The sequence below is a fragment of the Pseudarthrobacter sp. TE3704 genome (assembly GCF_056279405.1).
The window spans coordinates 380,040-400,086 of sequence record NZ_JBWCCJ010000002.1; the positions used below are offsets into that span (position 1 = coordinate 380,040).

Here is a 20,047-nt window from a genome sequence, read left to right on the forward strand (position 1 = left end):
GGTGTGGTCGCTGCGTGGTCCGTCACTGTCTTACTTTCCACTGTTGGCGTCGGCCGCCGGGGCTGAGGAAATCAATTGCTGAAGTGCTGTGAACAGCACGTCCTTGTCCGCGGCACGGCGGGTGCGGAACCCGGTGTCCAGCTCATGGGAGCCGAGCACCCATGTCACCACCAGCAGGCCGTCCTTCTCGACGAACTTGCCGGCCATGCCGCTGTCCTGCCGTACGCCGCCCAGGGAGGTGGCCGGGATGTAGAGCGCCGGGGCCCCGGAGCGGTCGAAGAGGACTCCGTGCGGGTACACCGCGAGGGTGGACGTGGTGCGGATCCCGAGGCCGTGCACGGCGATCCGGTCCAGCCAGTCCCCGCCTGTGGTGGTCGCAATGTACTGGCCCTCCGCGACGGCGAGGGGCTCGCCGGGTTCCGCAGGCACCGGGGGCAGCTGTTCGACGTCGGACTGGCGCTTCAGGCGGTTCCGCCACCCCATCCAAATGAGGCCGAACGCGACGGCAATGAGTGCCAGCGTGATGGCCAGCGAGAGCAGCTGGGTATCCATCAGGCTGCGCCTGCGGACGCCGCATGCGGGTACGGGGTGTTGAGCTCGCCGTCCAGGACGGTGGGGTGTCCCTTGAAGAAGGTGGCCACCACCTTGCCCGGCAGCTCCCGGCCCTTGAAGGGCGAGTTGCGGCCCATGGTGGCCATTCGGAACGGGTCCACGGTCCAGCGCGCGGCGGGGTCCACCAGGATGACGTTGGCGGGTTCCCCTGCTTCGAGGGGACGGCCCTGGTCCTCGAGCCGGCCGATGCGTGCCGCCGCGGTGGAGGTGACGCGCGCAAAGTCCGCCCAGCCCATCAGGCCGGTTTCGATCATGGTGTGCTGCACTACGGACAGGGCGGTTTCGAGGCCGGTCATGCCCATGGCAGCCTGCGCCCACTCGCACTCCTTGTGCTCGCTGGGATGCGGCGCATGGTCGGTACCCACAACGTCGATGGTGCCGTCTGCCAGCCCTGCGCGCAATGCCTGGACGTCCGCGTCTGTGCGCAGCGGGGGGTTGACCTTGTAGACGGGGTCGTAGCTGCGGACCAGGTCATCGGTCAGCAGCAGGTGGTGCGGCGTCACCTCTGCGGTGACGTTGATGCCGCGTTCCTTGGCCCAGCGGATAATTTCCACCGAGCCGGCTGTGGAGACGTGGCAGACGTGCAGGCGGGAGTCCACGTGCTGGGCCAGCAGGACGTCGCGGGCGATGATGCTTTCCTCTGCCACCGCGGGCCATCCGGCGAGGCCCAGTACGGCGGACACCTCGCCTTCGTTCATCTGGGCACCGGCCGTGAGCCGCGGCTCCTGCGCGTGCTGGGCCACTACGCCGTCGAACGCTTTGACGTACTCCAGGGCGCGGCGCATCAGGACGGGATCGTGGACGCAGATGCCGTCGTCGGAAAACATGCGGACCCGGGCGCGGGAATCGGCCATGGCGCCAAGTTCGGCCAGCTGCTCCCCCGCGAGGCCCACGGTGACAGCGCCGACGGGACGCACATCCACCCAGCCGGCCGTCCGGCCCAGCGAGTAGACCTGTTCCACCACGCCGGCGGTGTCCGCCACGGGGGTGCTGTTGGCCATGGCGTGGACAGCGGTGTAGCCGCCCAGCGCTGCTGCGCGGGTTCCTGTTTCCACCGTCTCGGCGTCCTCGCGGCCCGGTTCGCGGAGGTGCGTGTGCACGTCCACCATGCCGGGCAGTGCCACCAGGCCGGCGGCGTTGATCACCGTGGCCCCGTCGGCTGAAAGGCCGTTGCCGGTTTCGGCGATGATGCCGTCACGGATCAGCAGGTCCGCCGGTTCACCGCCCAGGATGGAGGCGCCTTGGATCAGATAGGTTCCGGTGTTGCCTGCCATCAGTTGGTCTCCTTGGTGGAATGGGTGCCGGCGTAGGCCAAGGCGGGAGTGGCGGCTGGTTCGCGGGTGTCCCCGGAGAGCAGCAGGTAGAGGGCGGCCATGCGCACCGACACTCCGTTGCGGACCTGGTCCAGCACGGTGGAGCGGGGTGAGTCAGCGGCGGCCGCGGAGATTTCCAGGCCCCGGTTCATGGGGCCGGGGTGCATGATGATGGTGTCTTTCATGCCGAGCTTGTCGAGGGACCGGAGGCGGGTGTCGTCGAAGCCCCAGCGGCGGGAGTATTCGCGGGTGGTGGGGAAGAATGACGCGTTCATGCGTTCGCCCTGGACGCGGAGCATCATGACGGCGTCCACTCCGCCTTCGAGGGTTTCGTCCAGGTTGTAGCTGACCTTGCAGGGCCACTTTTCGACGCCGATGGGCAGCAGCGTGGGCGGCGCCACCAGGGTGACGTCCGCGCCGAGGGTCCGCAGGAGCCAGACATTGGAGCGGGCAACCCGGGAGTGCAGGACGTCGCCGGCGATGGCGACGCGCATTCCTGTGAGATCGGCGCCTTCGGACCCGGTGCCGGCCAGGCGCGACCAGTGCCGGCGCATGGTGAAGGCGTCCAGCAGTGCCTGGGTGGGGTGTTCATGGGTGCCGTCGCCGGCGTTGATGACTCCGGCGTCGATCCAGTCCGTAGCGGCCAACCGGTGCGGCGCGCCGGAGGCCCAGTGGCGGATGACGACGGCGTCCGCGCCCATCGCGGAGAGTGTCTGGGCCGTGTCCTTGAGGGATTCGCCCTTGGACACCGAGGATCCCTTCGCGGCGAAGTTGATGACGTCCGCGGAGAGGCGCTTGGCGGCCGCTTCGAAGGAGATGCGGGTGCGGGTGGAGTCCTCAAAGAAGAGGTTCACCACCGTGCGGCCGCGCAGGGCGGGGAGCTTTTTGACTTCACGGTCGCCGACGGCCGCCATTTCCTCTGCGGTGTCCAGAATCCGGATGGCGTTCGACCGGCTGAGGTCCTGGGTGGAGAGCAGGTGCTTCACGAGCCGCCTTCGATCACTACTTCGTTGACAGGGGTGCCGCCGGCGGGCGTGTCCGTTTCTTCCAGTCGGACCCGGACTTTCTCGGCGGAGGAGGTGGGGAGGTTCTTGCCCACGTGGTCTGCGCGGATGGGGAGTTCGCGGTGGCCCCGGTCGATCAGCACGGCGAGCCGGACAATGCGGGGACGTCCGAGGTCAATGAGGGCGTCCAGGGCTGCGCGGATGGTGCGGCCGGAGTAAAGGACGTCGTCGATCAGGACCACCACCTTGTTGTCGATGCCAGTACGCGGCAGCTTGGTGGGGTAGGGCGGGCGTGTCCCCTGGTGCGAGAGGTCGTCCCGGAACATGGTGACGTCGAGCTGGCCCACGATGGCTGCGGCGTCAACAGTGTTGTCCGCGGCGGCGATTTTTTCGGCGAGCCGGACTGCCAGCGGATAGCCGCGGCGTGGAATGCCCAGCAGGACGAGGTCCTGGGAACCCTTGTTGGACTCAAGGATCTCATGGGCGATACGAGTGAGGGCCCGGTCAATGTCCGCCTGGCTAAGGACTACCCTGGCTGGAACCGGTGCGCTGGTGACAGAAGTCAACGCTCGTCTCCCCTTTCCCCGCCTCACAGGACGGAATTAAAAAAGGATCATGTGCGTACCAAAATTACCACATGGGCTCCGGCCGGCCGGTGCCGGCGGGACGCGGTGCTGGTCACATCCGCGGCGCCACCGCAGCCGGGTCCTTGGTGCGACGGCGCCTCACCCCTAGGCTTTCGGATATGTCGATGTATCCACGCCAGCCGTACCAGGGCCCGCCGGACGATCCACACTTCGGAAGGCCCGGGCCGCTCCCCCGCGAGGCGAATCCGAGCTGGATGGGGCACGTTGAGCCGGAAAACTACCGCCCTGCGCCGGGCCATCAGGGCAGGCCCGTGAACGCGGTGGTTCCGCCGGAGTTCCAGGGCGCGGCAGTACGCGCGGCCCGGACCCGCGGCGGCCTGCTGGGCCTCACCGTGGCCGGCAGCGCGCTGGCGTTCCTCAGCCTGTTCCTGGTGGTGCCGTTCCTGCTGTCCAACACCGGCACGGCGGGTTTCCTGATTGGATTCCTGGCCTCGCTGCTCCCGCTGTCGGCGGTGCTCCTTGCGGTCTACGTCATCGACAAGTGGGAACCTGAGCCGAAGCGCCTGCTGTTCTTTGCCTTTACCTGGGGCGCCGCTGTGTCCATCGCCGTCACGCTCCTCATCCAGCCGTTTTTTGTGCTCACCTTCCAGTTTTCGGACGTCCCTGACCTGCAGACGTACATGGCGACCGTGCAGGCGCCCATCGTGGAGGAGTTTGCCAAGTCCCTCGGCCTGCTCCTGCTTCTCCTTTTCGCGAGGAGGCATTTTGACGGGCCCGTGGACGGTGTGGTGTTCGCGTTCACCATCGCGGGCGGCTTCGCCTTCACCGAGAACATCCTGTACTTCGGGCGGGCGATTGCGGAATCGGCGAGCCCCGCAAGCGACTTTGCGCAGGTCTTTTTCCTCCGCGGCGTGATGTCCCCGTTCGCCCACGCGATCTTCACCGGCACCACGGGGCTCATCATGGGTTTCGCCGCCAGGCGCTGGCATACGGGCGCCTCGGTGGCCGCCTTCGTTGTGGGGCTGCTGCCGGCCATGTTCCTGCACAACCGCTGGAACAGCATGGGCCAGGGCTTCCTGGTGGACTACATCCTGGTCCAGGTGCCCATCTTTTTCCTCGCGGTGGGTGGCATCATCCTGCTGCGGGTGGCCGAGAAGCGCCTGACGCGCCAGCGGCTGCTGGAATACTCCGCCGCCGGCTGGTTCACCCCGGCCGAGGTGGAGCTCCTCGCTACGTTGGGCGGCCGGCGCACTGCCCTGAACTGGGCGGGCGGTTACGGCAGGAAGCGGCAGATGAAGGAATTCCTGAAGGCCGCGACGCATCTCGCGAACACCAGGCAGCGCATCCTGAGCGGACGCGACGTCCAGCTGCACCAGGCTGAGGAACGGCAGCAGCTGCAGCGCATCCTTGCCCTGCGCGCGGCAGTCGCCGCCTGAGGCCCCGACGGCGGAATCCTTAGGTAAGAGCAAAAGGGCCGGCCTCCACGGTGGTGGAAGCCGGCCCTTGTCCCGGTGTGCCGGGTGGCCGCGCCTGGCTAGGCGAGCAGCGAAGGCTTCAGCTGCTGCAGCCGGCCCAGCAGTCCGTTGATGAACTGGGGCGACTCATCGGTGGAAAGCGTCTTGGCGAGTGCCACGGCTTCGCTGACCGCCACGCCGTCCGGGACGTCGTCGTTGTAGAGCAGTTCCCAGGTGCCGATCCGCAAAATGATGCGGTCCACGGACGGCATCCGTTCCAGGCTCCAGCCCTGCGAATAGGTTTCCAGGAACTCGTCGATGGCGGCCTGCTGGGACAGCACGCCCTCGACGATTTCCAGTGTGTAGGGATTGATGATTTGGTCGGTCTTTTCCCTGCGCGCCCGGAGGACGTCGAAGGCTGACACCGAGCGCTGCTCGGCCTCGAAAAGAACGTCCAGCGCCCTGTTGCGGGCTTTACCGCGTGCGCTCACTACTCGGTGACCCGGCCGAGGTAGCTGCCGTCGCGGGTGTCCACCTTGACCTTGGTGTTGTTCTCGATGAACAGCGGGACCTGGATCTCGTAGCCCGTTTCGAGGGTGGCCGGCTTGGTGCCTGCGGAGGAGCGGTCGCCCTGCAGGCCCGGCTCGGTGTAGGTGATCTCCAGCACAACGCTGGGTGGCAGCTCGATGTAGAGGGGGGTGCCCTCGTGGATGGCGATGTTGACCATCTGGTTTTCGAGCATGAAGTTGGTGGCGTCGCCCACCGTGGCGCCCGAGACGGTGATCTGGTCGTAGTCGGAGGTGTCCATGAAGACGAAGTCTGCGCCGTCCTGGTACAGGTACTGGTAGTCGCGGCGGTCCACCGTGGCGGTTTCGATCTTGAGGCCGGCGTTGAACGTCTTGTCCACAACCTTGCCGGACATCACGTTGCGCATCTTGGTCCGCACAAAGGCTCCGCCCTTGCCCGGCTTGACGTGCTGGAATTCAATGATGTTCCAGAGCTGGCCCTCAAGCTTCAGGACCGTTCCGTTCTTGATGTCGTTAGTGGTTGCCACTGGTTTCCTCTGGTTTCTGTGTCTGGTTACGTGGTCAGACGTTCTATGCCGGCCAGGCATGCCATACGGCTTGCCGGCGCGTGTTTGTCAAAAATCGCGTGGTTCGAAAAAATCCAAAAACTATTCTACCGGTAAATACGCGGCAGCTTGCCGGCGGGCTGGAAACCCGGATTCAGCAGGCCAGGTCCAGGGCGTCCCGCGCACGCTGCAGGGCCACCGTTGACGAGTAGATCAGGGCTGCGTCGGCCGACTGGGCAACCCGGAGATCCAGTGCGCGGGTGAATGCCTCAACGGCCGCGGACATGTGGCCGGCCGTGTACTGCGTCTTGCCCAGGTAATGCAGGACCAGGGCTTCACGGTCCGTCCCCTGGAACTCACCGAGCAACTGGCGGAAGAGCTCCACGGCGCGGTCGGTCCGGTGGGTAACCCGCAGCACCTCGGCCTCGAAAGTCCGCAGGCGGAATGACTCGGGATCGTTGAAGCGGGCTTCCGCCAGGAGTTCCGCCGCTTCCGAGGCATGTCCCTCGACGATCAGGACAAAGATCCGGTCGGCCGGATCGGTGGAGTCCGCCAAAGCGGCACGGCATGCGTCCTCGTTGACGATCTCCGGCAGCAGGGTCTCCGGGTTGATCCGGATTCCGGGGAAGCCGGCTTCGGGCCAGTCAGCCGTTCCTTTCATGTCGCCCTGCATCAGGAAGCAATTTCCTGGTAGGCGGCGAACAGGAGGGACGTGTCCGGGACGTCAAGTATGCCCGGTTTTGCCACGCCGTCCAGCACAACGAAGCGCAGCAGGTCGCCGCGGGATTTCTTGTCGCGGCGCATGCCGTCCAGGAGGCCCTGCCAACGGTCCCGGCGGTAGGTGACGGGAAGTCCCATGCCGTCCAGGATGCTGCGGTGCCGGTCGGCATCGGCATCACTGAGACGCCCCACGCTGCGGGCCAGTTCGGCAGCGAACATCATGCCCACGGATACCGCGGCCCCGTGCCGCCAGGAGTAGCGTTCCACGAGTTCGATGGCGTGGCCGAGGGTGTGGCCATAGTTGAGGATCTCGCGCAGTCCCGACTCTTTCAGGTCCTGGGAGACCACATTTGCCTTGACGGCAATGGCCCGCTCGATGAGTTCCCGGAGCGTGTCCGATTGCGGGTCCACGACGGCAGCGGTGTCTTTTTCCACCAGGTCCAGGATGGCCGGATCGGCGATGAAACCGCATTTGATGACCTCGGCCATGCCGGAAATGAGCTCGTTTTTGGGCAGCGTGTTCAGCGTGTCCAGGTCGGCGAGGACCGCCGCGGGCGGGTGGAAGGCGCCCACAAGGTTCTTGCCCTCGGCGGTGTTGATGCCGGTCTTGCCGCCGACGGAGGCGTCCACCATGCCGAGCAGACTGGTGGGCATGTGGATGACCTTGACACCGCGCAGCCACGTGGCGGCCACGAAACCGGCAAGGTCCGTGACGGCGCCGCCGCCGACGGCAACGATGGCGTCGGAGCGGGTGAAATCGTTCTGCCCCAGGACCTGCCAGCAAAAAGCGGCGACCTGGATGTGCTTGCCTTCCTCGGCGTCCGGTATCTCGGCCGTCAGTGAGGTGAACCCGGCTTCCGCCAGTTCGTCGCGCACGGTGTCGCCGGTAAGCCGAAGCGCCCGGGGGTGGATCACCAGGACCCGCCGGACGCGCTCACCCAGCAGCCCGGGAAGTTCGCCCAGCAGCCCGCGTCCAACGACGACGTCGTAGTTATTGGCGGCGGATTCGCCGGTGACCTTGATCACTGTTGATTCGGTGCTCACTTTTCAACTTCCTGTTGGGCAGCTGCGTAGGTCCGCAGTGCTGCTTCGAGCCGGGCGCCGAGCTCGGTAACCGAGCCCTGGCGCACGTCCAGGGTGATGTCTGCCAGCCGTTCATAGACCGGTTTGCGGGTGGCGAACATTGCTGCCCAGCGGCCCATGGCGTCGCCGGCCAGCAGCGGCCGCCCGGAATTGCGGGCGATGCGGCTGGCCACCGTGGTGGCGTCGCATTCGAGGTAGACCACCGTACAGCGGCCAATCAGCTGCTGGGTCCCGGAGTCGAGGACGGCGCCGCCCCCGAGCGAGATCACGCTGGTGGTCCCTTGGGCGGCCTCGACGGCGTTGGCCACGGTTCGGGCCTCAATCTCGCGGAAAGCATGTTCCCCCCGCCCGGCAAAGATGTCGGCAATGGACCCGTGCCCCGCCACGATGACGGCGTCGGTATCCACGAACGGGGCACCCAACTGCTGGGCCAGCTGCTGCCCGATGGCGGATTTGCCGACTGCCATGGGACCGATCAGGACAATCGGCCGGTCACCGACAGGACCGGTATTGCTGCGGTGCGGCACTACTGTCCGATCGAGTCCAGGGACGCCGGAATCCCGTCCAGGTAACCCTTGATGTTCCGGGCGGTTTCCGCCACGGAGTCTCCGCCGAACTTCTCGGTCACGGCCTCGGCCAGGACCAGCGCCACCATGGCTTCGGCCACCACGCCGGCGGCCGGGACGGCACAGACGTCGGAACGCTGGTGGTGGGCCTTGGCGGGCTCGCCGGTGCTGATGTCAATGGTCTTCAGTGCCCGGGGCACGGTGGCGATGGGCTTCATGGCGGCACGGACGCGGAGGACGTCCCCAATGCTCATGCCGCCTTCAATGCCGCCGGCGCGGTTGGTGGTGCGGACGATCCTGCCGTCGGCGTCCCGGACGATTTCGTCGTGCGCGGCGGAACCGCGGCGTGCTGCGGTGCGGAAACCGTCGCCTACTTCCACTCCCTTGATGGCCTGGATGCCCATCAGGGCGGCGGCAAGCCTGGAGTCAAGCCGGCGGTCCCAGTGCACGTAGCTGCCCAGTCCCGGGGGAAGGCCGTAGGCGAGGACCTCCACGACGCCGCCAAGGGTTTCGCCTTCCTTGTGCGCCGCGTCCACCTCAGCCACCATGGCGTCCGAGGTTTCCCGGTCGAAGCAGCGCAGCGGATCGGCGTCAAGCGCGATGACGTTGGCGGGAACGGGCAGCGGACGGCCCTCGGGGACCGTCACGCTGGCGATGGAGACGGTGTGGCTGACCAGCTCGATTCCGAGGTGCTTAAGGAACTGCGCAGCCACGGTGCCCATGGCAACCCTGGTTGCGGTTTCCCGGGCGCTGGCCCGTTCCAGGACGGGGCGGGCTTCGTCGAACCCGTACTTCTGCATCCCGGTGAAGTCGGCGTGGCCCGGCCGGGGCCGCGTCAGGGGCGCGTTACGGGCCTGGTCGGCCAACAGTTCGGGATCCACCGGATCCGCGGACATGATCTGCTCCCACTTGGGCCACTCCGTGTTGCCCACCTGGATCGCGACGGGACCGCCCTGGGTCAGTCCGTGGCGGACACCGCCCAGGATGGTCACAACGTCCTGTTCGAACTTCATGCGTGCGCCGCGCCCGTAGCCCAGGCGGCGGCGTGCCAAGGAGTCGGCGATGTGCCCGCTGGTGATCTCCACACCGGCGGGGACGCCTTCAATAATTCCCATCAGAGCCGGACCATGGGATTCCCCGGCAGTCAACCAACGCAACATAATTTCCATCCTGCCACTAGGGCGGTCACAACGCCCGTCGGGGAAGGCCGACTGCGTCACACATCACATCTATGACAGCTGCATTAACGTCATCTCCACGGCGCGTGAAAAGGCGCACCTGTTCCACGGCCTGGTACAGCAGCATTTCCAGGCCGGGCACCACTGCGCCGCCGCCTGACTGCCACACCGTGGCTATCAGGCTCGGCCAGGGATCGTACGCCACGTCCAGCAGCACGCCCTGGGTAGGGGTCTTCAGCGCCGCCACTTCAGCCGCAAGTCCGTCCGCCGCGCGCGGCGGCAGGGTGGAGATGACGACGTCGGCACTGGCCGTGGGGCGGGCCGCGTCAGTAAGGCTGCGGATCTCCAGCTCCACTCCGAGGGCTTCCGCTGCCGCGCGCACATCGGCGGTGCGGGACGTGTCCCGGACAAAGACCTGGGCGTGGGCCGTCCCGAGTTCCTTGAGGGCAGCGACCGCTGATGCGGCGGTCCCCCCGCCCCCGAGGACGACGGCTGAAGGTGCTGCTGCACCGCCGGCGTGGCGGACCGCGTTGACGATGCCCGCCACATCGGTGTTGGAGCCGATGGCTTTCCGCGTCCCGTTGTGGTCTTCGAAGGAAACCGTGTTTACCACGCCCAGGGTCCCGGCGACGCCCCGTACTTCATCCACCTGGCTGAGCATGGCGGTCTTCAACGGCATGGTCACCGAGAGCCCGCGCCAGCCCTGCTGGTCACGGATCTGTCCCATCAGCGAAGGCAGCAGGCCTTCGGTGACGTCGATGGCCGTGTAGCTGATCCCGATCCCCAGCTGCGTGTACGCGGCAAGATGCAGTGCCGGGGATTTCGAGTGGCTGATCGGGTGGCCCAGGACGGCAGCCCGCAGGCTCATGCGCAGCGGCCCACGTTTGCCATGCACCAGGCGTTGTACTGCTCCACGTAACCGTTGTGTTCAGCCAGAGTGCGCGAGAACTTGGTCTCCTTGGTATCCAGGTTGATGGTCACCCAATACAGGTAATCATTGGTTTTGGGCCTGGCGGCCGCATCGATGGCGGTCTTGCCCGGCGAACCGATGGGGCCCGGCGGAAGGCCGGGGTTTGCATACGTGTTGTAGGGGTTGGAGCTGTCCTGGCGCTGCTCGTCCGTGAAGTTGTAGCTCTTGGTTCCCAGGCCGTAAGTGACGGCCGAGTCCACCTGCAGGAAGCCGTTGGTCTGGTCGTTGGGCTTGAGCCTGTTGTAGATCGCCCCCGCCACGTCACCGTATTCTGCCTGCCCCCCTTCTGCCTGGACAATGCTGGCAACGATGACGGCCTCGTACTGCTTGGCAGGATCAGTGATTCCCTGCGACACGAGTTCGTCGACGGTTATTTTGACCAATGCCTGCAGGATGTCCTTCGCCGGTGTGCCAAGCGGGAACCGGTGCTCACCCGGGGCCAGGTACCCTTCGAGGTTCTTCGCGTTCGCGGGCAGGCCGAACTGCTGCGGCTGGTCACTCAATGCCTGCAGGTCCTGGACGGAAACGCCGGATCCCTCGGAAATCGCCTGCAGTGATTCGTTAACGCGCAGTCCGGCGCTCAGGGCAAAGTAGATAACCTTTGTCTTGTCCTGGCCAAGAAGGACGTTGACGGCGTCCGAATTCTTCATTTCGGATTTGAAGGTGTAGTCGCCCGGCGACAGTATTCCACCGGAAGCGGCGAACGCCTGCAGGAACGTGTCGGCGTTGGCCACCACTCCCTTGCTTTCGAGGTCGGCGGCAACCGACCGGGTGCCCTCGCCATTGTCGACGGTCACCTGGACTTCGCCTGAACCCGGGCCCGGGAAGTCGCTGGGCTTGTCGGTGCCAAGGAGGGGCTTCAGGAACTGGGCGCCCACCGCCACAGCCGTAACGAAGACGGCGAGCGTCAGGAACAGCGCCAGCAGCCTGCGGCGGCGCCGGACCTTCTTCGACGGCTTCGCCACTACCTGCGCGGCCGATGAACCGGGAAGGAACTCATGGTGCGTACCGCCGTCGTGATGCGCCTCGTAGTGGGTTGGGTCATGGTGGGTCGGGTCATGGTGGACGTCATGATGGGCGGCCTCACCATATTCCTGGCCATGGTCCGGGTAGTCGTACCCGCCCGTGTGGTGGGCATGGTCGGCATACTGCGTGTCTGCCGCATACTGGTGGCCCACCAAGGCAGGTTCGGCGTAGGCGTCATGCGCATCATCCTGGTGGTCCGCCTCGTCCGGAAGCGCCTCCTGGATGGACGGGGGCGCCTGGGGAGCGGCCGGTACCGGCTGGGCTGCTGTCACAGGCTCAGCAACGGGAGCCTCAGGAACCGACGGTGCGGGCACGGCCGGCGGTTCATCGGGCAGTGGCGGAACATCGTGTCCGGTCTCGTACGCCTGCTCGGGAACAGTTCCCTGGCCGCCGGTGTTGAGGCTCTTTTCGCGTGCCCGTATTTCCTTGCGGGTCAGCGGCCTCGCTGCCCCGGCGTCCAAGGGGCCGGAAGCGTCGTCAATGTTGGCAGGGCTCACTGTTGCCTTCCATTATCTGAAGATGGGGCCGTGTCCCCCGGGGTACCGCGGATGGACTCGTCCACCTCGCCGACCCCCAGGCCCACGGACGGGGAAGGCGGTGTCACGCGTGAGCCGACATCCGCTCCCCTGGCTTTCTGCATGTCGATGGCGTGCTGAAGGATACCTGCCGCCGCGACCTGATCAACTACTTTACGGTGATTCCTGCTGCTCATGCCAGCTTCATGCAGGCTGCGGTGGGCCGTGACGCTGCTCAGGCGTTCATCCACGAGGTTCACGGGCAACGTCAAACCGCGGGCCGCGAGCTCGGTGGCCACCAGCAGGGCGTACTCCGTGGCCATCCGTGCGGACGAGTGCTCTTCGCCCTTCATGGTGCGCGGCAAACCGACGATGACCTGTACGGCTTCCAGTTCCTCGGCAAGCTTGGCGATGACGCGGACGTCCGAGTTCTTTTTGGCGTTGCGGTCCAGCGTTTTGTAGGGCGTTGCCAGGATCGAGTCGCGGTCACAGATGGCCACCCCCACCCGGACGGTGCCCACGTCCACCCCCAGTTTCACACCCTGGGGGTAGCCGCCGGCAGCTGCAGGATTGGTCATGGCAGGGTTAGCGCCGTTCGACGGCGTCGACGACCGCTGCCAGGGCAGCGCCCACCTTGCCGGCGTCCGTGCCGCCGCCCTGGGCGACGTCGTCCTTGCCGCCCCCGCCGCCGCCAAGGATGCCGGCAGCGAGCCGGACCAGGGCGCCGGCTTTGACGCCGGCCGCCCGTGCTGCCTCGTTGGTTGCCACCAGGATCATGGGCCGGTCGTTCGCCACGCCTGCCACGGCTACGGTGGCTGCGGCGGAGCCGAGCCGGTTCCGCAGGTCAAGGGCGAGGCCGCGGAGGTCGTCGGCGCCGCTGACCGTGCCGGCGTCATGGGCGATGACGCTGACGCCCGCGGCGTCCCTGGCGCTGTTCACCAGCTGCGCGGCGGAGGCTGCGAGCTGCTCCTTGCGGAGGCGGTCCAGTTCTTTCTCGGTGGCCTTGAGCTTTGCGAGGGTTGCGGCGATCCTGTCGGCGAGCTGCCCGGAGGGAACCTTCAGCATGTCCGTCAGCTCCGTCACCAGCGCGCGCTCGGCGGCCAGGTGGCGGAACGCGTCCATGCCCACGAAGGCCTCCACCCGGCGGTTTCCCGAACCGACGGACTGCTCGCCAAGGAGGGACAGGCTGCCGATCAGCGAGGTGTTGGCAACGTGGGTTCCGCCGCAGAGCTCGCGGGACCAGGCGCCGTCGATCTCCACCACGCGGACTTCGCTGCCGTAGTTTTCGCCGAAGAGTGCCATGGCACCCAGGGCCTTGGCCTCGGCCAGTCCCATCACCTTGGTCTCCACCGAGTAGTTGTTGCGGATGGCGAGGTTGGACACTTCCTCGATTTCGGAACGGGTGGCAGTGCTCAGGCCCTCGCCCCAGGCGAAGTCGAAGCGGAGGTAGCCGGCCTTGTTGTAGGAGCCGCGCTGGGTGGCTTCCGGGCCAAGGATCTGGTGCAGCGCGGCGTGCACAATGTGCGTGCCGGTGTGGGCCTGCTCCGCGGCGTGCCGGCGGTCGCGGTCCACGGCGGCGCGGACCAGCGAGTCGGCGCCGATTTCGCCTTCCCGGACGATCGCCTTGTGCACGCTGAGGCCCTTGAGCGGGCGCTGGACGTCGAGGACCTCGACGACGAACCCGTCCCCGGTGATGAGGCCGGTATCGGCTGCCTGTCCGCCCGCTTCGGCGTAGAACGGGGTTTCCGCGAGCACCAGCTCGATTTCATCGCCCGTTGCGGCCTGCTGGACCGGGCGCCCGGCGGCGAGCAGTCCGCGGACGCGGGATTCGCCGTCGAGCTCGGTGTAGCCCGTGAAGACCGTCTCGCCCTGGCCAAGGATCTCCTGGAAGGCAGAGAGGTCGGCGTGGCCGCCCTTCTTGCCCTTCGCGTCGGCCTGGGCGCGCTGGCGCTGCTCCTGCATCAGGCTGCGGAACGCGGCCTCGTCCACCTTGAGCCCGGCTTCTTCAGCCATTTCGAGGGTGAGGTCGATGGGGAACCCGTAGGTGTCGTGCAGGGTGAAGGCGTCTGCGCCGGACAGCGGCTTGTTCGCGGCCTTGGACTCCTTGACGGCGTCTTCGAGGCGTGCGGTGCCGGAGGCGATGGTACGCAGGAAGGCTTTCTCTTCTGCGTATGCGATGCGGCTGATCCGGGCGAAGTCGGTTTCGACAACCGGGTAAACGCCCTTCATGGCGTCGCGGGAGGCGGGCAGCAGCTCGGGCAGGCAGGCCTGCTCCACGCCCAGGAGCCGCATGGAACGCACGGCACGGCGGATGAGGCGGCGCAGGACATAGCCGCGGCCCTCATTGGAGGGAGTGACGCCGTCGGAAATCAGCATCAGGGCGGAGCGGATGTGGTCGGCGACGACGCGCATCCGGACGTCGTCCGTGTGGTGCGGATCCTCGTCGGTTTCGGCGGAGGTGTATTCCTTGCCGGACAGCTCAGCGGCCTTGTCGATGACCGGCCGGACCTGGTCCGTCTCGTACATGTTTTCGACGCCCTGCAGGATCATGGCCAGGCGCTCCATGCCCAGGCCGGTGTCGATGTTGCGCTTGGGCAGTTCGCCCACCACATCGAAGTCTTCCTTGGAACGCACATTTTCGATCTGGTACTGCATGAACACAAGGTTCCAGATCTCGATGTAGCGGGTTTCATCCGCCAGCGGGCCGCCTTCAACACCGTAGGCGGGGCCGCGGTCGTAGTAGATTTCCGAGCAGGGGCCGGCCGGGCCGGGCTGGCCTGTGTGCCAGTAGTTGTCCGACTTGCCCATCTTCTGGATCCGCTCGGCGGGAACACCGGTGTTCTTCAGCCAGAGTTCCTTGGCTTCTTCGTCCTCTTCGTAGACCGTCACCCACAGCAGTTCGGGCGCAAGTCCGTAGCCGCCGTCGTCAACGCTCTTGGTGAGCAGCTCCCAGGCGAATTTGATGGCGTCTTTCTTGAAGTAGTCGCCGAAGGAGAAGTTGCCGCACATCTGGAAGAACGTGCCGTGCCGGGCAGTTTTGCCCACTTCCTCAATGTCGCCGGTGCGGATGCACTTCTGCACACTGGTGGCGCGGGAGTAGGGGGCTTCTTCGCGGGCCGTGAGGTAGGGGATGAACGGCACCATGCCGGCCACCGTGAACAGCAGCGAGGGGTCGCTGGAGACCAGCGACGCGGAGGGAACCGCTGTGTGGCCCTTGCTGACAAAAAAGTCAACCCAGCGCTTTGTGATCTCCTGCGACTTCATGAGCTGTTTCATACCCTTCTTGGTCCGCGCATTGGACGGCGCGGAAATATTCGTTCAGGTGGCAGGACCCAAGGTGTGCGGTTCCTGCCGGTGGTTCAGGCGGTTGGCCGGCGGCAGCCTGCCGGTCAGCGGCGGGCCACTTCCCCGGATTCGACGCCGAGCGCGGTCCGCAGATCCGTTTCCCGTTCCCGCATTCCGGCCCGGACGGCGTCCGCGAAGTCGTAGACACCGTCCGCCAGCCGCCCCACTGCCCGGTTGAGGCCTTCGGGCCCCAGGTTGGACTGCGCTTCGCTCACCTTGCGGAAGGCGATGACTCCGATGGCCACGCCGATTCCCATCCAAACAAGTCGTTTCATTTTAGATCTTTCCGGACTTAGCGGCTGCGGCGGCCGGCAGCGGGCTTCTTGCGGTTGGCCAGCGCGGTGCGGACACCGTAGCTGAACGCAGCCACCTTGATGAGCGGCGAGCCGACGGTGGCGGCAACCAGGGAGGACAAAGCCGAGAGGTTGGCGGAGGCGTCCGAGACGTTGGATGAAATGCCGTCCACCTTCTTCAGCTGCTGGTTGGTGGTTGATACCGTGGCGGTGACCTCATCCATCAGGGGCGTGGCGCCGTCGCTGATGGACCTGATGGCAGTCCGTACCTCGTCGAAGACCTTGCCGAGCTTCAGGATGGGCACGGCGAGCAGCAGCACCAGCAGCGCAAACACCCCGGCAGCGATCAGGCCGGCAATATCGCCACCAGACATAGACGTTCATCTCCTCGAAATTCTGTGGTTCGCAACATCCTGCACGCGGCGCCGAAAAGCGCATTCCGCGGATGTCCCCCAAGTACCTTACATACAAAGAAGCCCGTGGCGCTTGCCACGGGCTTCTTTGGATACGCTGCTGGGATTAGCGTGCGTAGAATTCGACGACGAGCTGCTCTTCGCAGGTCACCGGGATTTCGGAGCGCTTGGGGCGGCGGACCAGGCGTGCCTGGAGTGCCTCGAGCTTGACGTCCAGGTAAGCCGGAACTGCAGGCAGGACGTCGCGGTGGGCGCCGGCTGCTGCAACCTGGAGCGGAACCATGGTTTCGCTGCGGCTGTGGACGTGGACCAGCTGGCCCTCGCCGACGCGGAACGACGGACGGTCAACGCGGATGCCGTCAACCATGATGTGGCGGTGCACAACCAGCTGGCGGGCCTGGGCGATCGTGCGGGCGAAACCGGCACGCAGGACCAGGGCGTCAAGGCGCATTTCGAGCAGTTCGATGAGGTTTTCACCGGTCAGGCCCTTGGTGCGGCGTGCTTCTTCGAAGGCACGGGTCATCTGTGCTTCGCGGATGCCGTACTGGGCGCGCAGACGCTGCTTTTCGCGCAGACGTACGGCGTAGTCGGAGTCCTGCTTCTTGCGGGCGCGGCCATGCTCACCGGGGCCGTACGGGCGGCGCTCCATGTATTTGGCGGCCTTGGGGGTCAGAGCAATGCCGAGGGACCGCGAGAGGCGGGCCTGACGGCGAGCACGAGTGTTGTTAGCCACTTGTGTCCTTCCAATATCTGCGGTGTGTCAGTGTTACTGGCCTCCACGATGGAGAGCATCGGCCAACCGCTGCCTTTTGCTACTGGGCACAGGGCATAACCAACTCGAAGAAATTCGGGGGGATTGTGCGTCCGTGCCTTGCCAGACAAACATCTATCCTACCACGGCGGTTACTTCCCCCGGACAATCTTCCGCAGGCGCTCCAGCCGGACGGCGATGTCCCGTTCGGCGCCGTTCCCGGTGGGCTTGTAGTAGTCCCTTCCCACCAGGTCGTCCGGCGGGTATTGCTGGGCGGCCACGGAATGCGGGGCGTCGTGGGCGTACTTGTAGCCCACGCCGTGGCCCAGCTGCTTGGACCCGGGATAGTGCGCGTCGCGCAGGTGCGCGGGGATTCCGTTGCCAAGGCCTGCGCGGACGTCGGCGACGGCCTGGTTGATCCCCATGTAGGCGGCATTGGACTTGGGTGCCGTGGCCAGGTGGACCACGGCCTCGGCCAGGATGATCCGCCCCTCGGGCATGCCGATCAGCTGGACGGCCTGCGCGGCTGCCACCGCGGTCTGCAGCGCGGTGGGATCGGCCATGCCAACATCCTCGGATGCTGAAATCACGATACGGCGCGCAATGAAGCGGGGGTCCTCGCCCGCTTCGAGCATGCGCGCGAGGTAGTGCAGGGCTGCGTCCACGTCAGAGCCGCGGATGGACTTGATGAAAGCGCTGATGACGTCATAGTGCTGGTCCCCGGCACGGTCGTACCTCACAGCGGCGACGTCAAGCGCGCGTTCCGTGTGCTTCAGTTCGACGGCGACCGGCCCCTCCCCCGCGTCGTCCGCGTCACCGAAGGCCACACCTGCCGCAGCTTCCAGGGCGGTCAGCGCACGCCGGGCATCACCACCTGAGAGCCTGACCAAATGGTCCAGAGCTTCCTCGGTGAGATCCACCTTCCCGCCCAGGCCGCGCGGATCGGCGACGGCGCGCTGGATCAGCCCCTCGATGTCCCCGTCCGTCAGCGGGCGGAGCGTCAGCAGCAGGGAACGGGACAGCAGCGGGGAGACCACGGAGAACGACGGGTTTTCCGTGGTGGCGGCCACCAGCACCACCCAACGGTTTTCCACCCCGGGAAGCAGGGCATCCTGCTGGGCCTTGTTGAAACGGTGGATCTCGTCAAGGAACAGGACAGTGGTTGTTTTGTAGAGGTCCCGGGCGGTGAGTGCGTCGTCCATGACGCGACGCACGTCCTTGACGCCGGCAGTAATCGCGGAGAGCTCCACGAACTTCCGGCCAGGTCCGCGGGCAATGACGTGCGCCAGCGTTGTTTTGCCGGTTCCCGGCGGGCCCCAGAGAATGAGTGAGGTGGGACCGGCGGGGCCCGAGGTGTCTGCTCCCGCCCCTGCAGCGAGCTGGCGCAGGGGCGAGCCCTGGCCGAGGAGGTGCTGCTGGCCTACGACCTCGTCGAGGGTGCGGGGACGCATCCGGACGGCGAGCGGACCGCGGGGGGAAGTGTTGCCCCCTCCGCCGGCAGTCCGGGCGGCGGCAGGCGCATCGTCGTCGCCGTCGTCGTCATTACCGGGCCCGTGCCCGAAGAGATCATCCACATAGATAGGCTACTTCCAGTCGTCCGGCTTTCCTGCCGGCACCCAGCTGCCTACCAAAGGATCCCGCCATGTCCGCCCGAGCTGCCGCCGGAGACCGGCCGACTTCCGTCCGGACCGCATTCGTTCCCGGCAGCCGCCTGGCCGGCTGGGTGCAGCGGTTCAGCGCCGCGCATGGCGGCTACGTGCTGCAGGATGACGACGACGGGCTGCGGCTTGTGGCCGCCGACGGCGCCGCAGCACTCCTGCAGGCGCCGTGGCCCATGGATGGAAGGCCGGGACGCGGCTCGGATGCCTTGGAACGCCTGGCATCGCTCGCATCGCAGCCGCGCCGGATTGGTCTCTTGCTGGTCCGCCGCGGAGGTTACGGCCTGGGCATCGCCGCCGAAGGGCAGCTGCTGACGTCGAAAGCGGGCAGCAGGTACGTGCAGTCCCGGACGGCGGCCGGCGGCCAGTCCCAGCAGCGCTTCGCCCGGCGCCGGTCCAACCAGGCCGATGCGCTGGTGGAGGCGGTGGCGGCGCAGGCAGCTGAAGCGTTTGGCCGGGGATCCTTCGAATATCTGCTTCCCGGCGGCGACCGGGCGCTGGCGGACCAGGTCCTCATGCACCCGGCGCTGCAGGTGTACGCCCGCCTGCCGCGGCTGGCCTACCTCGACGTAGCCGAGCCCAAGGCAGCGGTTGTGAAAAAAGCGGCGGCAGATGCCTGTTCCGTCCGGGTCCAGGTGACCGACGCACAGCCCGGATAGTCAGCAGCCGGTAAGGTGCCGCCTGGGCCGTTCCTGCCGGTAGAGGTAACGTCCCGTTTCCTGGAACCCCGCCTTTGCATAGAGCTCCTGGGCGGCCCGGTTCGCGGCGGTGACCAGGAGCCAGCAGCCTTCCAGCCCCCGTTCGGCCGCGGCCTGCAGCAACGCGTCGAGGATCCGCGTACCGTGGCGGCGGCGGCGTGCGTCCGGATGCGTGCCCATGCAGTAGATGCCGCCCCACCCCTGCGTCCCGTCCGGAAGGGCAAGGCGTCCGACGGCGGCGGGGCGGCCGCCGTCGTCCCGCACGAGGGCGTACAGAGCTGGGCAGCCTTCCAGGATTCCGCGGGCGGTTGCCAGTGCCTCCGCACCACCGCGGCCGTCCACGTCCCACCACACCCGCAGCCATTCATCCGATGGCTGCGCTGAAAGTTCGACGGTGCGGTCAGGCGCCGCCGCAGCCGCCAAAGGCCGCCTTGTCATGATCAGCGTCTCCGACTGCCGCGTGAAGCCCTCCGCATCCAGGAGATCGTTGAGGGGTGCCGTGCGGGCATCGTCAAAAACCTGGAAGATCACCGGCAGCCGCCGGCTGCGGTACCAGGACCTGGCGTCCCGGAGCAGAGCCGGAAAGTGAGGGGAACCGCCGTCGGGAATCCGGCGCGGCCAGATGGAGTTGGCGCGCTGTGTTACTCCGTCCGCGGCACGGAAAACCCAGCCGCCCGATTCGTGCCGTTCCACAGCAGGCCAGGCAGCATCCATGGCCGCCTCGACCGCGAAATGTGTTGTGTGGACGCCCGGCACATTCATCTCCTTCATAAATGGCAGAAGGCTCCC

21 protein-coding genes are annotated in these 20,047 nt (G+C 66.6%); 2 read left to right on the top strand and 19 right to left on the bottom strand.

The features are described from left to right. Positions 1 to 30: 30 nt before the first annotated feature. The 4 genes from ACZ9BC_RS05710 to pyrR are packed head-to-tail and all read right to left on the bottom strand — an operon-like array spanning position 31 to position 3,495. The gene (locus ACZ9BC_RS05710; RefSeq protein ID WP_476245113.1) at positions 31 to 552 is read right to left on the bottom strand and encodes a PH-like domain-containing protein; all 522 of its coding nucleotides are present in this window, start codon (positions 550 to 552) and stop codon (positions 31 to 33) included. Beyond that, positions 552 to 1,886, bottom strand: coding sequence for a dihydroorotase (locus ACZ9BC_RS05715; protein ID WP_476245114.1), 1,335 nt, complete (start codon positions 1,884 to 1,886; stop codon positions 552 to 554). Before ACZ9BC_RS05715 ends, ACZ9BC_RS05710 begins: the two co-directional genes overlap by 1 nt. Then, positions 1,886 to 2,911, bottom strand: a complete 1,026-nt coding sequence (locus ACZ9BC_RS05720; protein ID WP_275725651.1) for an aspartate carbamoyltransferase catalytic subunit — start codon at positions 2,909 to 2,911, stop codon at positions 1,886 to 1,888. The genes ACZ9BC_RS05715 and ACZ9BC_RS05720 overlap by 1 nt, the downstream gene beginning before the upstream one ends. Then, positions 2,908 to 3,495, bottom strand: coding sequence for a bifunctional pyr operon transcriptional regulator/uracil phosphoribosyltransferase PyrR (gene pyrR, locus ACZ9BC_RS05725; protein WP_476245115.1), 588 nt, complete (start codon positions 3,493 to 3,495; stop codon positions 2,908 to 2,910). The genes ACZ9BC_RS05720 and pyrR overlap by 4 nt, the downstream gene beginning before the upstream one ends. A gap of 179 nt (positions 3,496 to 3,674) precedes the next feature. Between pyrR and ACZ9BC_RS05730 the strand changes: the two genes are divergently transcribed. Continuing rightward, positions 3,675 to 4,952, top strand: coding sequence for a PrsW family intramembrane metalloprotease (locus tag ACZ9BC_RS05730; protein ID WP_476245116.1), 1,278 nt, complete (start codon positions 3,675 to 3,677; stop codon positions 4,950 to 4,952). 98 nt (positions 4,953 to 5,050) lie between these two features. Here the strand turns inward: ACZ9BC_RS05730 and nusB are convergent, their stop codons facing one another. From nusB to ACZ9BC_RS05800, 14 genes are all read right to left on the bottom strand, one after another. Continuing rightward, positions 5,051 to 5,461 carry a transcription antitermination factor NusB gene (nusB, locus tag ACZ9BC_RS05735; protein ID WP_079596206.1) on the bottom strand — a complete coding sequence of 137 codons (411 nt, stop codon included), beginning with the start codon at positions 5,459 to 5,461 and terminating at the stop codon, positions 5,051 to 5,053. Next, positions 5,461 to 6,024 carry an elongation factor P gene (gene efp, locus ACZ9BC_RS05740; RefSeq protein ID WP_050054941.1) on the bottom strand — a complete coding sequence of 188 codons (564 nt, stop codon included), beginning with the start codon at positions 6,022 to 6,024 and terminating at the stop codon, positions 5,461 to 5,463. Before efp ends, nusB begins: the two co-directional genes overlap by 1 nt. Positions 6,025 to 6,196: 172 nt before the next feature. After that, entirely contained in the window at positions 6,197 to 6,715 is a 519-nt protein-coding gene (locus ACZ9BC_RS05745) for a tetratricopeptide repeat protein (protein ID WP_476245117.1), read from the bottom strand. After that, the gene (gene aroB, locus ACZ9BC_RS05750; RefSeq protein ID WP_079596208.1) at positions 6,715 to 7,806 is read right to left on the bottom strand and encodes a 3-dehydroquinate synthase; all 1,092 of its coding nucleotides are present in this window, start codon (positions 7,804 to 7,806) and stop codon (positions 6,715 to 6,717) included. The genes ACZ9BC_RS05745 and aroB overlap by 1 nt, the downstream gene beginning before the upstream one ends. After that, complete coding sequence (locus ACZ9BC_RS05755; RefSeq protein WP_476245118.1) at positions 7,803 to 8,372, bottom strand: shikimate kinase; 570 nt, start codon at positions 8,370 to 8,372, stop codon at positions 7,803 to 7,805. Before ACZ9BC_RS05755 ends, aroB begins: the two co-directional genes overlap by 4 nt. Beyond that, entirely contained in the window at positions 8,372 to 9,571 is a 1,200-nt protein-coding gene (gene aroC, locus ACZ9BC_RS05760; RefSeq protein WP_079596210.1) for a chorismate synthase, read from the bottom strand. The genes ACZ9BC_RS05755 and aroC overlap by 1 nt, the downstream gene beginning before the upstream one ends. Before the next feature lie 25 nt (positions 9,572 to 9,596). Further along, positions 9,597 to 10,457 (bottom strand): shikimate dehydrogenase, encoded by an 861-nt coding sequence (locus ACZ9BC_RS05765; protein ID WP_476245119.1) that lies wholly within the window; start codon positions 10,455 to 10,457, stop codon positions 9,597 to 9,599. Continuing rightward, a complete protein-coding gene (gene mltG, locus ACZ9BC_RS05770; RefSeq protein ID WP_476245120.1) occupies positions 10,454 to 12,082 on the bottom strand; it encodes an endolytic transglycosylase MltG in 1,629 nt (542 codons plus the stop codon). Before mltG ends, ACZ9BC_RS05765 begins: the two co-directional genes overlap by 4 nt. Further along, positions 12,079 to 12,678, bottom strand: coding sequence for a Holliday junction resolvase RuvX (gene ruvX / locus ACZ9BC_RS05775; protein ID WP_476245121.1), 600 nt, complete (start codon positions 12,676 to 12,678; stop codon positions 12,079 to 12,081). The genes mltG and ruvX overlap by 4 nt, the downstream gene beginning before the upstream one ends. Before the next feature lie 7 nt (positions 12,679 to 12,685). Beyond that, a complete protein-coding gene (gene alaS, locus ACZ9BC_RS05780) occupies positions 12,686 to 15,364 on the bottom strand; it encodes an alanine--tRNA ligase (protein ID WP_476245398.1) in 2,679 nt (892 codons plus the stop codon). Positions 15,365 to 15,489: 125 nt separating this feature from the next. After that, the gene (locus ACZ9BC_RS05785) at positions 15,490 to 15,720 is read right to left on the bottom strand and encodes a DUF6167 family protein (protein WP_181884855.1); all 231 of its coding nucleotides are present in this window, start codon (positions 15,718 to 15,720) and stop codon (positions 15,490 to 15,492) included. A gap of 17 nt (positions 15,721 to 15,737) precedes the next feature. Beyond that, on the bottom strand, positions 15,738 to 16,112 hold the full coding sequence (locus tag ACZ9BC_RS05790) for a DUF948 domain-containing protein (RefSeq protein WP_079596215.1): 375 nt from the start codon (positions 16,110 to 16,112) through the stop codon (positions 15,738 to 15,740). 145 nt (positions 16,113 to 16,257) lie between these two features. Further along, entirely contained in the window at positions 16,258 to 16,884 is a 627-nt protein-coding gene (gene rpsD / locus ACZ9BC_RS05795) for a 30S ribosomal protein S4 (protein ID WP_043454433.1), read from the bottom strand. Positions 16,885 to 17,054: 170 nt separating this feature from the next. After that, a complete protein-coding gene (locus ACZ9BC_RS05800) occupies positions 17,055 to 18,476 on the bottom strand; it encodes a replication-associated recombination protein A (protein WP_476245122.1) in 1,422 nt (473 codons plus the stop codon). A gap of 68 nt (positions 18,477 to 18,544) precedes the next feature. On the opposite strand from ACZ9BC_RS05800, the gene ACZ9BC_RS05805 reads away from it, so the two are divergent. After that, positions 18,545 to 19,219 carry an acVLRF1 family peptidyl-tRNA hydrolase gene (locus ACZ9BC_RS05805; protein ID WP_476245123.1) on the top strand — a complete coding sequence of 225 codons (675 nt, stop codon included), beginning with the start codon at positions 18,545 to 18,547 and terminating at the stop codon, positions 19,217 to 19,219. Here ACZ9BC_RS05805 and ACZ9BC_RS05810 read toward each other — a convergent pair whose 3' ends face one another. Next, the gene (locus tag ACZ9BC_RS05810) at positions 19,220 to 20,029 is read right to left on the bottom strand and encodes a GNAT family N-acetyltransferase (protein WP_476245124.1); all 810 of its coding nucleotides are present in this window, start codon (positions 20,027 to 20,029) and stop codon (positions 19,220 to 19,222) included. Between the last annotated feature and the right edge of the window lie 18 nt (positions 20,030 to 20,047).

Bases quoted from the DNA above. Each gene is read 5' to 3' on its own strand.
- ACZ9BC_RS05710 (WP_476245113.1), bottom strand. From the start codon at position 552: ATGGATACCCAGCTGCTCTCGCTGGCCATCACGCTGGCACTCATTGCC.
- ACZ9BC_RS05715 (WP_476245114.1), bottom strand. From the start codon at position 1,886: ATGGCAGGCAACACCGGAACCTATCTGATCCAAGGCGCCTCCATCCTG.
- ACZ9BC_RS05730 (WP_476245116.1), top strand. From the start codon at position 3,675: ATGTCGATGTATCCACGCCAGCCGTACCAGGGCCCGCCGGACGATCCA.
- ACZ9BC_RS05745 (WP_476245117.1), bottom strand. From the start codon at position 6,715: ATGCAGGGCGACATGAAAGGAACGGCTGACTGGCCCGAAGCCGGCTTC.
- aroC (WP_079596210.1), bottom strand. From the start codon at position 9,571: ATGTTGCGTTGGTTGACTGCCGGGGAATCCCATGGTCCGGCTCTGATG.
- ACZ9BC_RS05765 (WP_476245119.1), bottom strand. From the start codon at position 10,457: ATGAGCCTGCGGGCTGCCGTCCTGGGCCACCCGATCAGCCACTCGAAA.
- ruvX (WP_476245121.1), bottom strand. From the start codon at position 12,678: ATGACCAATCCTGCAGCTGCCGGCGGCTACCCCCAGGGTGTGAAACTG.
- alaS (WP_476245398.1), bottom strand. From the start codon at position 15,364: ATGAAGTCGCAGGAGATCACAAAGCGCTGGGTTGACTTTTTTGTCAGC.
- ACZ9BC_RS05785 (WP_181884855.1), bottom strand. From the start codon at position 15,720: ATGAAACGACTTGTTTGGATGGGAATCGGCGTGGCCATCGGAGTCATC.
- ACZ9BC_RS05790 (WP_079596215.1), bottom strand. From the start codon at position 16,112: ATGTCTGGTGGCGATATTGCCGGCCTGATCGCTGCCGGGGTGTTTGCG.
- ACZ9BC_RS05805 (WP_476245123.1), top strand. From the start codon at position 18,545: ATGTCCGCCCGAGCTGCCGCCGGAGACCGGCCGACTTCCGTCCGGACC.
- ACZ9BC_RS05810 (WP_476245124.1), bottom strand. From the start codon at position 20,029: ATGAAGGAGATGAATGTGCCGGGCGTCCACACAACACATTTCGCGGTC.